The organism is Corynebacterium sp. HMSC067D03 (genome assembly GCF_001811185.1).
Lineage (GTDB): Bacteria > Actinomycetota > Actinomycetes > Mycobacteriales > Mycobacteriaceae > Corynebacterium > Corynebacterium coyleae.
In genome coordinates this window covers 37197-51724 of record NZ_KV803804.1, presented here as the reverse complement: position 1 = coordinate 51724, position 14528 = coordinate 37197, and the positions used below count along the sequence as shown (strand labels likewise).

Below are 14528 nucleotides of genomic sequence, written 5' to 3'. Positions count from 1 at the left end.
ACCGCGGGGCAATGGACCAACTCTTCGGCTAGTGCTCGTCGTGCCGCTCAGCGCGACGGAGCAATTTCAGCGCGGCAACAAACAGTACTGCGCCGCCGATGAGCGCCATGATGCCAACACCAATCGCGAGGCCAGCCCAGAAGCCGCCGGCCGTCGCGGAGTTGCTCGTGCCTTCGACGGGCTGCGCGGCATGAATCCCGCTGCCCGAAGCATCGGACGCAGACTCAGGTGAGGGCTCCGGCGAAGGGGCGGAGGTTGTGGCGGGGGCGCTAGTGCTCGTCGATAGTTGCGATGACGCTGCACGGCTTGCCTGCGCACGCCTCGTCGGAGACTGCTTCGCCGAGGATTGAGCCGCCGCCTGACTGCGAGGTGCAGCCTGTGCAGCACGCGCAGTACTCACCGATCGAGCCGACTGGGCCGACTGGGCCGACTGGGCAGTGGTTGCCGGGGCCGCAGGTGCAGCGGTGCGCGAGGGGCGCGAAGTTGCCTGGTTGCTCGGCCGTGTCGTCGGCCGTGTCGCCCGCTGTGTGGTTGCCTGCGCAGACGGCTTCGTGGACGGTTTTGCGGCGGGCGCGATGGCGTCGCCAAACTTCTTGATCTCCTTCTCCACCTGCCGCAGACCCGCCGCCAACGCCTGCGGGACGTTCAGGCTTTTGCCCGCGTTGCCCGTGCTGCCTGCGCTATCGGTGTCATCGGGATTGGTTGGGGCGTTGGTGATGGCGTCGTCGCCAACTGCAAACGTTGCGACGAGTTCCTTCTCAAACGCCTCACCGTCACGCGTGGTGCCGGAATACACGAACGTCGCCGTGTAGATGCCCGGCTCGGTGAACCCAAAGCCCTGGTGGTCGTGAGCGTTAACCGGGTATTGGAGCGTTTTGGAAGGGTCGCCCGAATCCAGTTCGATGCGCAGGCCTCGCAGATCCTCGTGCCATGTCATCAGGCGGCCCGGACCGGTGACGTCGCGCATGCTTACCGTGATCCGGCTGCCTTCCTCAATCGCGCTCGCGGGCACTCCCGTGGTGGAAAAGCCCAGCCATGGCAGGTTCTTGTCCTGTGCTTGCGGCAGGATCCACATCTGCGCTGGGCTGCCAGGGAAGCTGTCGCGCACGCTATCGGGCAGGTCGGTGCGCGCACTGTCGGGCACGGCGAAGATGAAGCTGCCGGAGGGTCGGTGCGCCGGGTGGAGGGGGTCGGAATCATCGATGAGCACTGTGCTTAACGACGACCCCTCCCCCACCAAGGCCATATCCATATGACCCGCCTTGATTAGCGCGCGCTCCTTCGCTGCGGCGTTGGGCGTGGAGGTGCCTGGTGCCGGCTTGGGCTGCGTGCTGGTTGGCTGCGCCGACGTGCTAGACGACGTGGAGGCCTTTGGCGAGGTCGGTGTCGGCGCAAGAGTTGGCGCGGTGGTTGGCTGCGCCGACGTGGAGGCCTTTGGTGAGGTCGGTGCCGTGGTGGTCGCCGTGGTGGTCGCCGTGGTGGTCGCCGACGTGGTCGGTTGCGCGTCAGTGGGTGTGGATGCCGATTTTGGGGTGCGCAGCCCCGTGGTGGTGCCTTCGGGGAGGCCGACGGTGGCGTCGTCGCCGACAAGCCAGTATTGGGTGATGGGTTCGGAGCGTTCGGTGGTGCCGTCGGTACGCTCGGCTCTGCCTTGCCACGTCAGCGCGTAGATGCCTGGTTTGGAAAACGTCCAGGTGAAGTGGCCGTGGCCGCCGACTTCGTAGGTGATGGTGCGCATGTCTGGGTTGGAGGAGTCGAACAGTCGCTCCGGTTCGTAGACGCGGCTGGTGAACATGACGTTGATGTCGCCGGGCGCATCCATGTCGACGAGGTCGAAGTGCATGACGTCGTCTTTGAAGTTGGTGGGGATCGACGTGGGGTCGAGTTCGTGGGCGGGGTCGAATGCGCCGAGGCCTGACCAGATGGGGCGCCAGTTGTCGGTCCAGTCCACGCTTTGTGGCGCTGCCCACACTTCGCTGCCGCGGAGGCCGAGGAAGTCGAGGGTGCCGTCGTCGGGGATGGTGAGTTTGGACAGGTCGTTGCCGTCGGCGTCCGCGTCTGGGGCGAGGCGGAAGCACACCGAGTCTTGGGAGGTGACCTGTTGGCCGTCGACCGCCATCACCGCTAGCTTGCCGCCGGAGCGCGTGCCGTAGAGGGCGTCGTTGTGGGAGTGGTAGAGCAGTTTGCGGCCGGCGCACGGGTGGTCGACGTCCGCGTCGAGGGTCACGCTGTGGCCGGGGTCGCCGGGTTTGTGCTCGCTGCTCGCCTGCGCCAGTGGTGCCACAGCAAACGCAAGCGTAGCGACGACCAGCGTCACAAGTCGGTTCAACTTCATGCCCGCACCACCTTCGCGAACACTCCGCGACGCGGCGCGAACAGCCAGCTCAGTGCGAACAGGGCGGTGACGGAAAGGACGATCGTCGCCCCGGTTGGGGAATCGTAGGCCCACGCCAGCCACACGCCCAGGACGCTGCCAACCACGCCGAATGCGGCGGCGATGAGCATCATCGTGTCGAGCCGGTCGGTGAACAGGCGCGCGGCGGCAGCCGGGGTGATCAGCAGTGCGACGACCAGGATGTTGCCCACGGTCTGTACGGCGAGCACAACGGCGAACGTCACGCTGAGATACAGCGCGAGGTCCAACGCGGCGACGGGCAGGTTCATGGCGCGGGCGGTTTCGCGGTCCAAAGCGACGGCGGTCAGCCACGGGCGCAGGACGACCACAATGGCGACGATGATGGCGCCAGCGACCGCGTTGACCACCAGTTCGCGCACGCCAACGCCGGTGAGCGAGCCGAACAGGAACGAGCTCACGGAGGCGGTGTAGCCCTCGACCCGCGAGATGATCACCAGGCCGATGGCAAACGCGGCGGTAAACACGATGCCGATCACGGAGTCTTCTTTAATGGTGCGGCGTTGCGACATCACCGCGATCAGCACCGCCACCAACGCCCCCGCCACCGCGCCGCCGAGCAGCACCGAGGTCTGCAAGGCGAAGGCGACGGCGATGCCGGGAAACACCGCGTGCGCAACGGCGTCGCCGATGAACGCCATGCCGCGCAGCACCACGAAGCACCCGACCACCGCGCAGAGCACCGCAGCGATCACGGCGGCGCCCAGCGCACGTGGCAGAAATGCCAGTTGTGGGTTCGCCATGTCGGCGAGGAATTGCAGGAAGGAAATCTCAGGCATGGGCGGCCTCCAGGTGTGCGCGCACGCCTCGTAGCCACGGTGAGTCGGGGCCGACGGAGAAGGTGTGCATCCAGGGGGTGTCGTCGTTAAGCAGGCGCGTCGGGCTATCCGCCACGATGCCGCCTTTGAACAGGATGAGACGGTCGCAGGATTCGACGGCCTCGACGATGTTGTGGGTGGACATCACAACGCCCAGGCCCTTATCGACGAGCTCACGAAACAGCCCGAGCAAATGTTCCGTGGTGGGGATGTCGAGGCCGGTGAAGGGTTCGTCGAGAAGCAGCATGCGCGGACGGCGCACCAAAGCACGCGCGATGAGCACGCGTTGGCGCTGGCCGCCGGACAGGTCGCTGATGGGGCGGTCGGCGAGGTCTGCAAGGTTCACCATCTCAAGCGCACGCTGCGCCCACATGCGGTCGCGTTCGCCAGCGCGGCGGTACCAGGGGCGCTTCCCAAGCGTGGCGTTGAGGGTGGCGGTGTAGACGTCGATTGGGAAATCCCACGCGACGTTGTGGCGTTGAGGCACATAGCCGACGACGTCGCGGATCGGACGCGAGTCGGTCGTCTCGACGGTGCCTGCGTCGGCGGGTACGAGCCCGAGCATCGCACGCATCAGCGTCGTTTTGCCTGCGCCGTTCGGCCCGAGCAGGCCGGTGAATTCGCCGCCGTTGAGCGTGACGTCCACGCCCTGAAACACTTCACGTCCCGGGTAGGACACGGCAAGGTCGCGGATTGTGATCACTTACGACGCCCCCACACCACCGCGAACGCCACCAACGCCAGGACGAGCACACCCAAGCCTGCGAACAGGAGCACATTGCTTGACGACGACGCCCCCTCCCCGGCGCCCGCAAACTCCGCGTCGAACGCCTCCTGCGGGTCAACGCCGACCGCAAGGCGTAGCACCTGCTCGTCGGTGTGCACCTGGCCGTCGGTGTCCTCCACCTTCGCGCGCACCTTGATCAGGTGCACGCCCGGCTCGGTGAACACCCAGTTGGCGTGGGTGTGGGTGTTGGGTTCGACCCACATGGACTGGTCGCCTTCGGTGCGGGAGTTCCACAGTTGCTGCGGTTCGTGGAAGCCGCCGGGTTGGACGAAGAGGGAGAAGTCGCCAGGGCCGTCGTGGCCGGCGAATTCGAGGCTCATGCCGGACGTGGAGCGCTCGAGCAGCGAGGGGGCTTGGGAGTTCCAGCCCAGCCATGGCACGCCTGCGACTTCGGTTTGGGGCACGACCCATACGTCGGAGCCTGGTTTGGCGCCGGTGAAGTCGAAGTCGTTGGTGTCGGGCAGGGTTTGCTTGGCGGCGTCGCCGACGGCGAAGACGACGTCGTTGAGGTGGCGCCACATGGCGGGCTCATGGGTGTCGTCGCGAACGAGGAATTGCAGTTTGTCGTCCACGAACATGGGGCCGAGGTCGACGTGGCCTGCGTCGATGACGGTGCGCTCCCCTTCCGGGGCGATCGCTTCGTTGGCGTCAACGACTTGTTGCAGGGCGGGGTTGTTGTCCTGTACCTGGGCGGTTGCTGCGGGTGCGGCCGCGATCATGGCGGCGGTGATGAGGGCTGGAATCTTTTTCATTGTTGTCCTTTCAAGCAGTTACTAATCGACGACCCATTGGCCAGCACAAAGTCCACATACGTTTGCGCCGGCCCCTGACCGGGCGGGTCGAGAGAGTCGCCCCAGATCGGGCACACGTTCACCCCGTGCTGGGCGGCCGTTTGGGTGAGCACAGGCGTTTCTTGTTCGCTGCCGTACTCGACGAACACGGCCGGCACGTCGAGGTTGTCCAAGGTGCGCGAGAGTGCCAGCAGGTCGCGGGGGCTCGGCTCCACGCTCGGGTTCGGGGTGACAAAGCCTGCGATGCGCAGCCCGTAGGCGCGGCCGAGGTAGGCGTAGCCGTGGTGGGTGGTGACCAGGTTGCGGTTGGTTTCGGGGATGGAGTCGTACATGGCGCGGACGGTGCGGTCGGTGTCGTCGAGAAGCGACTGGTAGCGCTTGGCGTTGTCCGCGAACTGGCTGGCGCGTGACGGGTCGATGGCGGACAGTTCGTCGCGCACCACGTCAACCACCGCTTTCATCGCGGCCGGGTCGTGCCAGATGTGCGGGTCTAGCTCGCCGTGCACGTGACGGCCGAGTACCGCCTGCGGCAGCAGGTAGGTCTCGTCGTCCGGGTTGCCGAGGAAGCGGAACTCGCGCTGTGGCGGGATCGGCTGCAGGGTGGTTGTGGGTACGACAACGACGGCATCGGCGGGGTTGATGTCGGTGTGGCCGGGGTGGCTGTGGTCGTCGGTGCGAAGCGTCAGGTGGGTGGTGGTGTCGTCGACAAGCGTGGCGATGTCCACGTGACCATGCTCGATCGCCACCTTCCCAGGCGCGACCTGCGCCGGGTCCTGGCCGACAACCACCGTCACGGTTTGCTCGGCGGAGCTGCGCTCCGGCGCATCGACCGCGTCGCGCACCGACGCGCGCAGCCGCAACTCGTACACACCCGGCGCTGAAAAGGCCCAACTCACGTGCGTGTGCGCACCCGCCGGCAGCATGGTCGAGCCGCCGTCGGAGTCGAAGAGCAACTCAGGTGTGCCAAACGTGCCGAGGATGAAGGCGAAAGCTTTGCCGGGGCCGGTGGCGTCGACAAGCGAAAGCTCGGTGACGGCGGTGGCGGGGAGGTCACCCTCGAAGCGCAGGCCCAACCACACGGTGTCCAAGCTCGCGTCCTCGACCAGCGGGATCGGGGCGTAGCCGTAGCGCTGCGTCTGCTCGGCGAGCGCCACCACACGCGCGTCGGGTCGCGCCGTCGACTCGATCGTGCGGCTCAATGCTTGCGGCTCCAGCAACAGCCCGTTGGTGAACACGGCGTCCGCATAGGCGATGTCGCGCGTGGCGTGCAGGGTCGGCTCATACGAGTGCGGGTCGGCGCCGCGACGCATCAACGGGGTGACGTCAGCGGCATCGCCGGCGACATTCTGCACGACATCCGCGAGAATGCTTGTCGACGCCACCACACGCAGCCGGCCATCATCCACCGCATCGTCCGCCTGCGCGCAGCCCACCAGACCCGCAACCAACCCGAGGGCCGCTATAGCTTTGGCGCGCTTCACTTCGAGGCTCCTGCGAGGGCGATCAGGCGGCGTCGCAAGGCAGTGTCCAGCGTGCACATCGCCGCGCCGAACACCGCGACGCCGAGGCCCAGGATGGCGAACGGCACGGTCATCACTGTGGTGCCGGTCTCTGCGAGGTCACCTGAGCGTGCGGCGTCGCTGCCTTGTGCCGTTGCAGCTCCGGCGCTGCAGCTGCCTTCTGGGTCAAACATGGAGCCGAAATCGAAGTGGCCGCTATCGGCGTTGCCGGTCTCGCCGACATTGAACGTCAGCGTGGCCTCGCCGGAGACCTTCTCCCCGCCTTTTGTGGTGGCGGTCTGACGGATGGTCACCTTGTACGTGCCGGGTGCCCCGAACACCCAATTGGGGTGCACGTGCGAGTTCGCCGGGATCGTGTGGCTGCCGGAGCCGCGACCATTCTCTGCGGTGAACCACTCCTCGCCCACCACTTGCCCCAGGCCGCCCTGGGTGAACACGGTCATTGGGCCGGGGCCGTTGAAGTTTGTTACTTCCCAGGTGACCTCGCCGGTGGTGTGTTCAATGAGCGACTCGTGCTGCGTGTTCGCACCCAGCCACGGCACGTTGTCCTGCTGTGTCGCACCAATCATCCACGCTTTGCCGGCAGGCACTGGGCCGACCGCCTGGGACAGGTCCGCCTCCGCCGCGTTGCCAAGCCCGAACACAAGGTCTTCCGGACGCTTCCAGGTGGCGGGCACGTTGCGGTCGTCCTTGATCATCGGGCGCAGCGCGGGTGTGCATTTCTTCGCCGCAGCTGCAGTGGTCGCGGGCGCCGGCTTGGCCGCGGGCGCTGCTGCGGGCGCCGGCTTCTGGGCTACCGGTTTCGAGGCAGCGGGTGTGGAAACCGCGGCTGCGCTGTTGGTTGCGTCGTTGTGGGACGTGCCGGTGCTCGTGTCGGCCTTGGTTTCGGCGCTGGCGCGGTCTGTACCGGTCTCGGCGCTCGCGTCGCCGACGTGCCACGTGTACACCGCCTCGTTGGACTCGGCGCCGTCCGCGGTTGCCACAACCTTCATGGTGTACACGCCTGGCTGGGTGAACAGCCAGTTCGCGTGGACGTGGGACGGGTCGTCCTGAACAATGCGGGATCCTGAGGAGAGCTGCGGCTGGTCGCTATCAAGCACGGGCTGGAAGGAGCCGAAGCTTCCCGTCTGGAACAGGTAGACGGATCCTGGCCCGGAGACCTCGCGGAACTCGATGTCGACGCGACCGAAGCCACCTTCGCGCACGCCCTGGGTGTCCCACCCGGGCCACAGCAGGTCGGCACGTTGGGTCTGTGGCAGCAGGTAGCCGGGCTCGCCGATCTCTGGGACGTTGGCGGTTTCGTCGGTGTAGGCCGCCTCGCCGACAACCAAATCGACATCCTCGGGTGCGCGGCGCACGTGGGAGCCGGTGACGTCCTCCTGCAGGTCCAAAGTCAGGCTGCCACCGTCGGCGGTGACGTTGAAGACATCGATGTGGCCCCGATCAAAACGGGCGGGATCCGCCAGTGCCACGCCACACGTCAACAGGGTGAGCAAGGCGGCGAGGCAGACAACCACAAGACTATTGGTAACCGTTTTCAACACTTAACGAATACTACTTCCATTAAGCGTTGCGACAAAGCACTACCCCCAGACACGAAAAAGCGCCCCGGTGAACCACCGAGGCGCGAAATCGTTGCGGGAAGACTATGCCTTCTTGGCGTAGTCCTTCTCCACAGAGGTATCAACCGGAACGCCCGGGCCCTGGGTTGCGGACACGGTGATCTTCTTCAGGTAGACACCCTTGGCGGAAGACGGCTTGAGGCGAACGACCTCGTCGAGAAGCGCGCCGTAGTTCTCAGCGAGCTGCTCCGGGGTGAAGGAAGCCTTACCGATGATTGCGTGCAGGTTCGATGCCTTGTCCACGCGGAAGGCAATCTTGCCGCCCTTGGAGTCCTGGATCGCCTTAGCGACGTCCGGGGTGACCGTACCGGTCTTGGGGTTCGGCATCAGACCACGCGGGCCGAGCACGCGAGCAACGCGGCCGACCTTAGCCATCTGGTCCGGCGTAGCGATAGCCACGTCGAAGTCGAGCTGGCCAGCGTTGATCTGCTCGATGAGCTCGTCGGTGCCGACGATGTCAGCGCCTGCTTCCTTCGCCTTGGTGGCGTTCTCGCCCTCAGCGAAGACTGCGACGCGGACGGTCTTACCGGTGCCGTGCGGCAGGTTGACGGTGCCGCGGACCAGCTGGTCGGCCTTGCGCGGGTCGACGGACAGACGCATCGCAACGTCGATGGTTGCGTCGTACTTGTCGGAAGCGGTCTCCTTTGCCAGGGTCACCGCATCCAGCGGGTGGTAGAACGCGTCGCGGTCCACCTTGGCGAGCTGCTCAATGTAGCGCTTGGACTTCTTAGCCATGTTTGATTCCTTTCAGGAGTTGTGGTTGGCGGGCCTGGCTGAAGGCCCTTCCACGTAAAGCGACGAGGTGCGCTTTACTTCTCGACGTCAATACCCATCGAACGTGCGGTACCAGCGATGATCGCGGCGCCAGCCTCGATGTCGCGGGCGTTGAGGTCGTTCTTCTTGGTCTCGGCGATTTCCTTGCACTGCTCCCAGGTGACCTTGCCAACCTTGTCAGTGTGCGGAACGCCGGAGCCCTTCTGCAGGCCTGCAGCCTTCAGCAGCAGGGATGCAGCCGGCGGGGACTTCAGGATGAAGTCGAAGGAGCGGTCTTCGTAGACCGTGATCTCCACCGGGACAATGTTGCCGCGCATGGATTCGGTCGCAGCGTTGTATGCCTTGGTGAACTCAACGATGTTGACACCGTGTGCACCAAGTGCCGGACCGACCGGCGGGGCCGGGTTTGCCATACCAGCTTCGATCTGAAGCTTGATCAGGCCAGTGACCTTCTTCTTAGCCATCGCAATTACCTCCTAGTTACAGCCTCGCCACCGCGATGAACAGCGGTAAGGCTTCCGGATGCCGGGTTTTTCCCAGCCACCGGGGATGAGAAAACGAAAACGTCGCGTGTGCGCAAAACACACGCGACGAGATAGGTTACGCCAGGGCGTCGTCGATAAGCAAAATGCGCTTACATGATGCGTTCGATCTGATCGGCGGTGAGCTCGACTGGGGTCTCGCGGCCGAAGATGGACACGAGCGCCTCGATCTTGCCGGTCTCCGGGTCGATGGCGTTGATGGTGGCGGACACGGACGCCAGTGCACCGGAGAGGATGGTGACGGCCTCGCCGACCTTGTAGTCGTGGGTGACCTTGTTCGGCGCCTCCTCCGCCGACGGCACAACGGTGTCGCCCTCGGCGTCGACCTGCGGCTTCGCGCCGGCCGCGGCGGACTTCGGCAGCAGGAACTTGGCGACGTCGCGGTGCTTCACCGGGGTGGCATTGCCCTCATTACCGACGAACGAGGTCACGCCCGGGGTTTCACGCACCACGGACCATGCGGCGTCGTTCATGTCCATGCGCACGAGGACGTAGCCCGGCAGGAGCTTGCGCTTGACCAGCTTGTTCTTGCCGTCCTTGTTCTTCTCCAGCGCCTGCTCGACAGGCACGACGACCTCGTAGATGGAGTCTTCGACCTCGAGGGTCTGGCTACGCATCTCCAGGTTGGTCTTCACCTTGTTTTCGTAGCCGGAGTAGGACTGGATGATGTACCACTCGCCCGGCTGCTTCTTCAGTTCGCGGGTGTACTCGCGCAGGCGCTTGCGGTATTCAGCGTCGAAGTCGGACGTAGCCTCAGCGTCCTGGGCCTCAACGCCCTCCGCGGCCTCAGCGCCCTCTGCCTCCGGCGCTTCCGCGCCCTCGGTCGCCTCGGCGTTGTCATCCTGCTCGTTGGTGCCGGCCGGGTCGGAGTCGCCGTGGATGACCGGGTCGGTGGAGGGGTCGACGGGCGCGCCTTCGTCGATCATTTCCTGCTCGTTGTTTTCGATCGCGCCGTTGACGTCCTCGTTTACCTCAGTCATGGTTGTTCTCCTCGTATGTTCGCGGGTGTGCCCCAAGGTTACCGGGGCAAAAAGTATCCCGCCTTCCCTCGGTGTTCGAGGAGGCGGGAAACGTTACGCGTGAAATTGTACTTATCGGATGAGAATCCAACGAATCCCCATGGAAGCCAGGGTGTCGGTACCCCAGACAAGGATGGTGAGCACAATGAGGAACGCGAATGTGATCAGCGTGTAGTTCAGCATCTGCTTGCCGGTCGGCCAGATGACCTTGCTCATCTCGGAGACGACTTCGCCCGGGAAGGTTGCGATGCTGGTGGTCTTTTCCTCGGCCTCGTCGGCATTGACGGGGGTGCGCTTTGCTTCGTACCCGTCGGAGGACACGGGCGAGACCCCTCGCAGTTGGCGCTTGCCGGTTGGCTGTGCGGCATTCTGACCGTTGGGGTTAGTCACGAAAACTCCTCCAGGTTGTTTTGGCAGGGGCGACAGGACTCGAACCTGCAACCTACGGTTTTGGAGACCGTTGCGCTACCAATTGCGCCACGCCCCTAGGGCACCTTATTCGGTGCGCCTAACCCTACCACGGGCGCTTGTGGCGTCCGTTTGAGGTGAGTAGCGATGGAGAGAATTGAACTCTCGACACAGCGATTATGAGTCGCTTGCTCTACCACTGAGCTACACCGCCATGTGTTCACTGACGCTCGCACGAAGTGCAAGGACCCCAGCAAACAACAGAGCCCCCTGACAGAATCGAACTGTCGACCTTTTCCTTACCATGGAAACGCTCTGCCGACTGAGCTAAGGGGGCACAGCCTCTTTGTTGTGGATCTTGCGACCCGCTCCGTTGAAGCCTTGAGAAGATTAACCCGATATCGTTTATAAACACAAATCGCCAGTACAGCCCATGTTTTTGCACATGCTTATCGACGACATAAACCGCTCCATAACCTACGCCATAGGCCATCACTCCCTACCGCCCTGCAGCCGCAGAACCACAGCACCGCACAGCGAAAAACCCCGCCGATCCGTGATGGGGATCGGCGGGGTGTGCCTGTGCCAGGTAGAAGATTCGAACTTCTGAAGGCGAATGCCGGCGGATTTACAGTCCGCTCCCTTTGGCCGCTCGGGCAACCTGGCGTGCACGTTTGAAGTGCGGGGATTACCTTACATCACGCCACCGTAATGTAGGCAAATCGCCTGGTTATCCTACGCGTTCGACGGTGAGACGTGTCATAGTGCGCAGCGCTTCGCGGGCGGGAATGTCGGGCAACTCGTCGAGTTCGCGCTCGACGATGTCCAAGTATCCGCGAGCGGTTTCGAGGGCGCGTTCACGGCCGCGTGTCTGACCCAGGAGGTCGAGGGCGCGGGTGACGTCGGCGTCGTCGGTAAGCGGGCCCGTGAGGAGCCCTCGAAGGGCTTCGCCGGCCTCGGAGTCCTCTTCGAGCGCGTAGAGCACTGGCAGGGTGAATACGCCTTCGCGCAGGTCGGTGCCTGGGGTCTTTCCGGATTGTTCGGGGTCGGAGAAAATGTCAATGATGTCGTCGACGATCTGGAACACCATGCCCACGGCGTCGCCGATGCGCGCGCAACGCTGGACCACCTCGTCGGACGCGCCGGAGTGCCGCGCGCCCAGGTAGGCGGCGGACGCGATGAGCACGCCGGTTTTCTCGTCGATGACCTTCAGGTAGTGCTCAACCGGGTTGGTGCCTTGTGCGCCGACGGTTTCGCGCATCTGGCCGGTGACCAGTTCCTCGAAGGTGTCGGCGAAGTGCTCGACGGTGGCCAGGTCCATTCGGCTCATCAGGCGTGAGGCGTGGGCAAACAGGATGTCGCCTGCAAGGATGGCGACGGTGTTGCTCCAGCGCGCGTTGGCGGACTCAACGCCGCGGCGGCGTTCAGCTTCGTCCATGACGTCGTCGTGATACAGCGTGGCCAGGTGCACCATTTCGGTGACGGTGGCGCCGTTGATTACGTTTTGGGCGCGCGGGTTGGGGCCAAACTCGGCGCACAGCAGCGCCATCATGGGGCGGAAGCGTTTGCCGCCGGCTGCGGCGAGGTGGGTGACTTTGTCGGTGAGGAACTTTTCGCCGCGTGAAAGTTCGGCCATGAGGAGGTCCTCCACCGCTTCTAGCCCGGTGTTGAGCCGGGTGTTGAGTGCGTCGTCGCCAAGGTCAATCTTGAATCCGTGGCGGGGTGACGGGGTGGTGCCGTACGTCATCGATAACGTCCTTGCAGGTTGGAGGGGCACATGGATAACGCACCTACCGTAGCCCACATGCCCTTGGTTCTGTAGCAGCGGGTGGCGCTGGCACAATCAGTTGCGTGACTGAGTATTTCGACCTTGTGGTTGTGGGTGCTGGACCGGCTGGTTCGGCGGCGGCGATTGCGGCGCAGCGTTCGGGTTTGCAGACTTTGCTTCTCGACGCCCAGGGTCCCGGCCGCGACAAAACTTGCGGCGATGGGTTGACCCCGCGTGCGGTGGAGACGCTCGAGGCACTCAATCTGGAGGTACCCGCGTATCGCAACAAGGGGTTGAAGTTGCACGGCTACGGCGGCGACGTCGAGGCGCCCTGGCCGCGCGGTGAAGGCTCTGCAGCTCCTCGGACGGTGTTTGACGCAATGCTTGTCGACGAAGCCCGCACCGCCGGCGCCACCATCCGCCAGAACTGCGCCGCGACGGGTGTGGAGTTTTCCGGCGGCGCGATCAGTGCTGTGAAGACGGATCAGGGCTCGGTACGCGCGAAGTGGGTCGTGGTTGCCGACGGCGTGCGCTCCCCCTTTGGCAAGAAACTGGGACGCGAGTGGCACAAAGGGGAGGTATTCGGGATTGCGGCACGCTCGTATTGCGAATCGCCGTTTTCGGACGAGCCGTGGATGCATTCGCACGTGGAGCTGCGCGACGCGGATGGCGTGATTCAGCCTGGTTACGGCTGGATCTTCCCGCTTGGCGACGGCACCGTGAACCTCGGCTGCGGAGCCTTATCCACCGATGCGCGCCCGGCGAAGGTGAACACGAAGAAGTTGCTCGCCGACTATGCCGCACAGCAGCGCGAGGCGTGGAACCTCGGCCCGGAGCAGGCGGTGACCTCTGCGCTGCTGCCGATGGGCGGAGCGGTGTCCAGCGTTGCGGGCCCGAACTGGGTGCTTATCGGCGACGCCGCCGCGTGCGTGAACCCGCTCAACGGCGAGGGCATCGACTACGGGCTGGAAACCGCAGTGCTGGCGGTCGAGTTGATCAACGCGGGTGGCGACCTCACGCTTGCGTGGCCGGCGTTGCTGCGCAGCCACTACGGCGACGCGTTCACGCTGGCTCGCACCCTCGCCCGTCTCCTGACCTACCCGCAGTTCCTACCGCTGGCTGGCCCGGTGGCGCTGCGCGGTCTGGGCGGCCGCTACCTCATGCCTGCAGCGGCGCGCCTGATGGGCAACCTGGTGCAGGAAGACGACCGCGACCTGGTCGCACGCGTGTGGCGCGCGGCAGGTCGCGTGGTGCCGAAGAACGCCCCGCTCTGGGACGTCGCTTAGCGCGGCTTAGTCGAGCGGCTTCACGGCGCTGTGGAGCGCCACAATACCGGCGGTGAGATCTTGCCAGCCGGCGTCTTCCCAACCGTTGGCGTTGATCGCCGCGGCAAGCTCCTCCTGGTTGGGCCATGCGCGGATGGATTCCGCAAGGTACTCGTAGGCCTCCGCGTTGGAGGAAAATACCTTGGCCAGCGCCGGCACAGCACGTGGCAGGTATTCCTTGTACACGGTGCGGAATCCTGGGATGACGGGGGTGGAGAACTCGTTGACCACAAGGCGCCCGCCGGGCTTGGTCACACGCGCCATTTCGCGCAAGCCGGCCTCGAAATCATGGACGTTGCGCAGCCCGTAGGAGATGGTCACCGCGTCGAAGGTGTTGTCGGCAAACGGAAGGTACATCGCGTCGCCGACCACCTTGGGCACCTTACGGTCCTTGCCGGCGGCCAGCATGCCCTGGGAGAAGTCGCACGCCACGACCCACGCGCCGGATTTACCTAACTCGACGGTGGATACGGCGGTGCCGGCGGCGAGGTCGAGCACCTTCTCCCCTGGTTTGAGTTCGAGGCGTTCGCGGGTGCGTCGTCGCCAGTATTTGTCCAGCCCGAACGACAACACGGTGTTGGTCTTGTCGTAGTTCTTGCCCACGTCGTCGAACATTCCAGCAACGTCGAAGGGCTTTTTCTCCAGATCCGCCTTGGCCATGGTTGGTCAGTCTACTTCGGTCTACTTCGCCACCCACAAAAGTAGGCTGTACGCCCTTACGCCACTTGCCAGTTCGGCATA

At 64.7% G+C, this 14528-nt stretch carries 13 protein-coding genes and 4 tRNA genes; 1 reads left to right on the top strand and 16 read right to left on the bottom strand.

The features are described 5' to 3' along the window. Positions 1-28 precede the first annotated feature (28 nt). The 15 genes from HMPREF2785_RS03390 to HMPREF2785_RS03320 all read right to left on the bottom strand — a co-directional run bounded on the left by HMPREF2785_RS03390 (position 29) and on the right by HMPREF2785_RS03320 (position 12441). On the bottom strand, positions 29-2335 hold the full coding sequence (locus tag HMPREF2785_RS03390) for a choice-of-anchor M domain-containing protein (RefSeq protein ID WP_070614258.1): 2307 nt from the start codon (positions 2333-2335) through the stop codon (positions 29-31). Beyond that, positions 2332-3192: an anchored repeat-type ABC transporter permease subunit gene (locus HMPREF2785_RS03385; RefSeq protein WP_070452416.1), complete on the bottom strand. Its 861-nt coding sequence runs from the start codon at positions 3190-3192 to the stop codon at positions 2332-2334. Before HMPREF2785_RS03385 ends, HMPREF2785_RS03390 begins: the two co-directional genes overlap by 4 nt. Continuing rightward, positions 3185-3934, bottom strand: a complete 750-nt coding sequence (locus HMPREF2785_RS03380; protein ID WP_070482140.1) for an anchored repeat-type ABC transporter ATP-binding subunit — start codon at positions 3932-3934, stop codon at positions 3185-3187. Before HMPREF2785_RS03380 ends, HMPREF2785_RS03385 begins: the two co-directional genes overlap by 8 nt. Further along, positions 3931-4770, bottom strand: coding sequence for a choice-of-anchor M domain-containing protein (locus HMPREF2785_RS03375; protein WP_070614257.1), 840 nt, complete (start codon positions 4768-4770; stop codon positions 3931-3933). Before HMPREF2785_RS03375 ends, HMPREF2785_RS03380 begins: the two co-directional genes overlap by 4 nt. Beyond that, positions 4767-6290, bottom strand: a complete 1524-nt coding sequence (locus tag HMPREF2785_RS03370) for an anchored repeat ABC transporter, substrate-binding protein (protein ID WP_070614256.1) — start codon at positions 6288-6290, stop codon at positions 4767-4769. The genes HMPREF2785_RS03375 and HMPREF2785_RS03370 overlap by 4 nt, the downstream gene beginning before the upstream one ends. Next, complete coding sequence (locus HMPREF2785_RS03365) at positions 6287-7873, bottom strand: TIGR03773 family transporter-associated surface protein (protein ID WP_070614255.1); 1587 nt, start codon at positions 7871-7873, stop codon at positions 6287-6289. The genes HMPREF2785_RS03370 and HMPREF2785_RS03365 overlap by 4 nt, the downstream gene beginning before the upstream one ends. Before the next feature lie 102 nt (positions 7874-7975). Then, on the bottom strand, positions 7976-8686 hold the full coding sequence (rplA, locus tag HMPREF2785_RS03360) for a 50S ribosomal protein L1 (RefSeq protein ID WP_070452428.1): 711 nt from the start codon (positions 8684-8686) through the stop codon (positions 7976-7978). A 74-nt stretch (positions 8687-8760) separates the two neighbouring features. Then, positions 8761-9189, bottom strand: a complete 429-nt coding sequence (gene rplK / locus HMPREF2785_RS03355) for a 50S ribosomal protein L11 (protein WP_070421765.1) — start codon at positions 9187-9189, stop codon at positions 8761-8763. 170 nt (positions 9190-9359) lie between these two features. Further along, the gene (gene nusG, locus HMPREF2785_RS03350; RefSeq protein ID WP_070421764.1) at positions 9360-10247 is read right to left on the bottom strand and encodes a transcription termination/antitermination protein NusG; all 888 of its coding nucleotides are present in this window, start codon (positions 10245-10247) and stop codon (positions 9360-9362) included. Between the two features lie 111 nt (positions 10248-10358). Next, positions 10359-10676: a preprotein translocase subunit SecE gene (gene secE / locus HMPREF2785_RS03345; protein WP_070421763.1), complete on the bottom strand. Its 318-nt coding sequence runs from the start codon at positions 10674-10676 to the stop codon at positions 10359-10361. Positions 10677-10697: 21 nt separating this feature from the next. Next, a tRNA-Trp gene (locus tag HMPREF2785_RS03340) sits at positions 10698-10773 on the bottom strand. A 63-nt stretch (positions 10774-10836) separates the two neighbouring features. After that, positions 10837-10908, bottom strand: a tRNA-Met gene (locus tag HMPREF2785_RS03335). Positions 10909-10958: 50 nt separating this feature from the next. Continuing rightward, positions 10959-11031, bottom strand: a tRNA-Thr gene (locus tag HMPREF2785_RS03330). Between the two features lie 246 nt (positions 11032-11277). Then, positions 11278-11360, bottom strand: a tRNA-Tyr gene (locus HMPREF2785_RS03325). A 64-nt stretch (positions 11361-11424) separates the two neighbouring features. Continuing rightward, the gene (locus HMPREF2785_RS03320) at positions 11425-12441 is read right to left on the bottom strand and encodes a polyprenyl synthetase family protein (RefSeq protein WP_070614254.1); all 1017 of its coding nucleotides are present in this window, start codon (positions 12439-12441) and stop codon (positions 11425-11427) included. A gap of 95 nt (positions 12442-12536) precedes the next feature. Between HMPREF2785_RS03320 and HMPREF2785_RS03315 the strand changes: the two genes are divergently transcribed. After that, positions 12537-13748 (top strand): geranylgeranyl reductase family protein, encoded by a 1212-nt coding sequence (locus HMPREF2785_RS03315; RefSeq protein WP_210386089.1) that lies wholly within the window; start codon positions 12537-12539, stop codon positions 13746-13748. Positions 13749-13754: 6 nt separating this feature from the next. Here the strand turns inward: HMPREF2785_RS03315 and HMPREF2785_RS03310 are convergent, their stop codons facing one another. Next, a complete protein-coding gene (locus HMPREF2785_RS03310) occupies positions 13755-14447 on the bottom strand; it encodes a demethylmenaquinone methyltransferase (RefSeq protein ID WP_070452438.1) in 693 nt (230 codons plus the stop codon). Positions 14448-14528 lie beyond the last annotated feature (81 nt).

What these genes read in the sequence shown, in the direction of transcription:
- HMPREF2785_RS03390 (WP_070614258.1), bottom strand. Translation starts at nt 2,335, where the DNA reads ATGAAGTTGAACCGACTTGTGACGCTGGTCGTCGCTACGCTTGCGTTT.
- HMPREF2785_RS03385 (WP_070452416.1), bottom strand. Translation starts at nt 3,192, where the DNA reads ATGCCTGAGATTTCCTTCCTGCAATTCCTCGCCGACATGGCGAACCCA.
- HMPREF2785_RS03375 (WP_070614257.1), bottom strand. Translation starts at nt 4,770, where the DNA reads ATGAAAAAGATTCCAGCCCTCATCACCGCCGCCATGATCGCGGCCGCA.
- rplA (WP_070452428.1), bottom strand. Translation starts at nt 8,686, where the DNA reads ATGGCTAAGAAGTCCAAGCGCTACATTGAGCAGCTCGCCAAGGTGGAC.
- rplK (WP_070421765.1), bottom strand. Translation starts at nt 9,189, where the DNA reads ATGGCTAAGAAGAAGGTCACTGGCCTGATCAAGCTTCAGATCGAAGCT.
- nusG (WP_070421764.1), bottom strand. Translation starts at nt 10,247, where the DNA reads ATGACTGAGGTAAACGAGGACGTCAACGGCGCGATCGAAAACAACGAG.
- HMPREF2785_RS03320 (WP_070614254.1), bottom strand. Translation starts at nt 12,441, where the DNA reads ATGACGTACGGCACCACCCCGTCACCCCGCCACGGATTCAAGATTGAC.
- HMPREF2785_RS03310 (WP_070452438.1), bottom strand. Translation starts at nt 14,447, where the DNA reads ATGGCCAAGGCGGATCTGGAGAAAAAGCCCTTCGACGTTGCTGGAATG.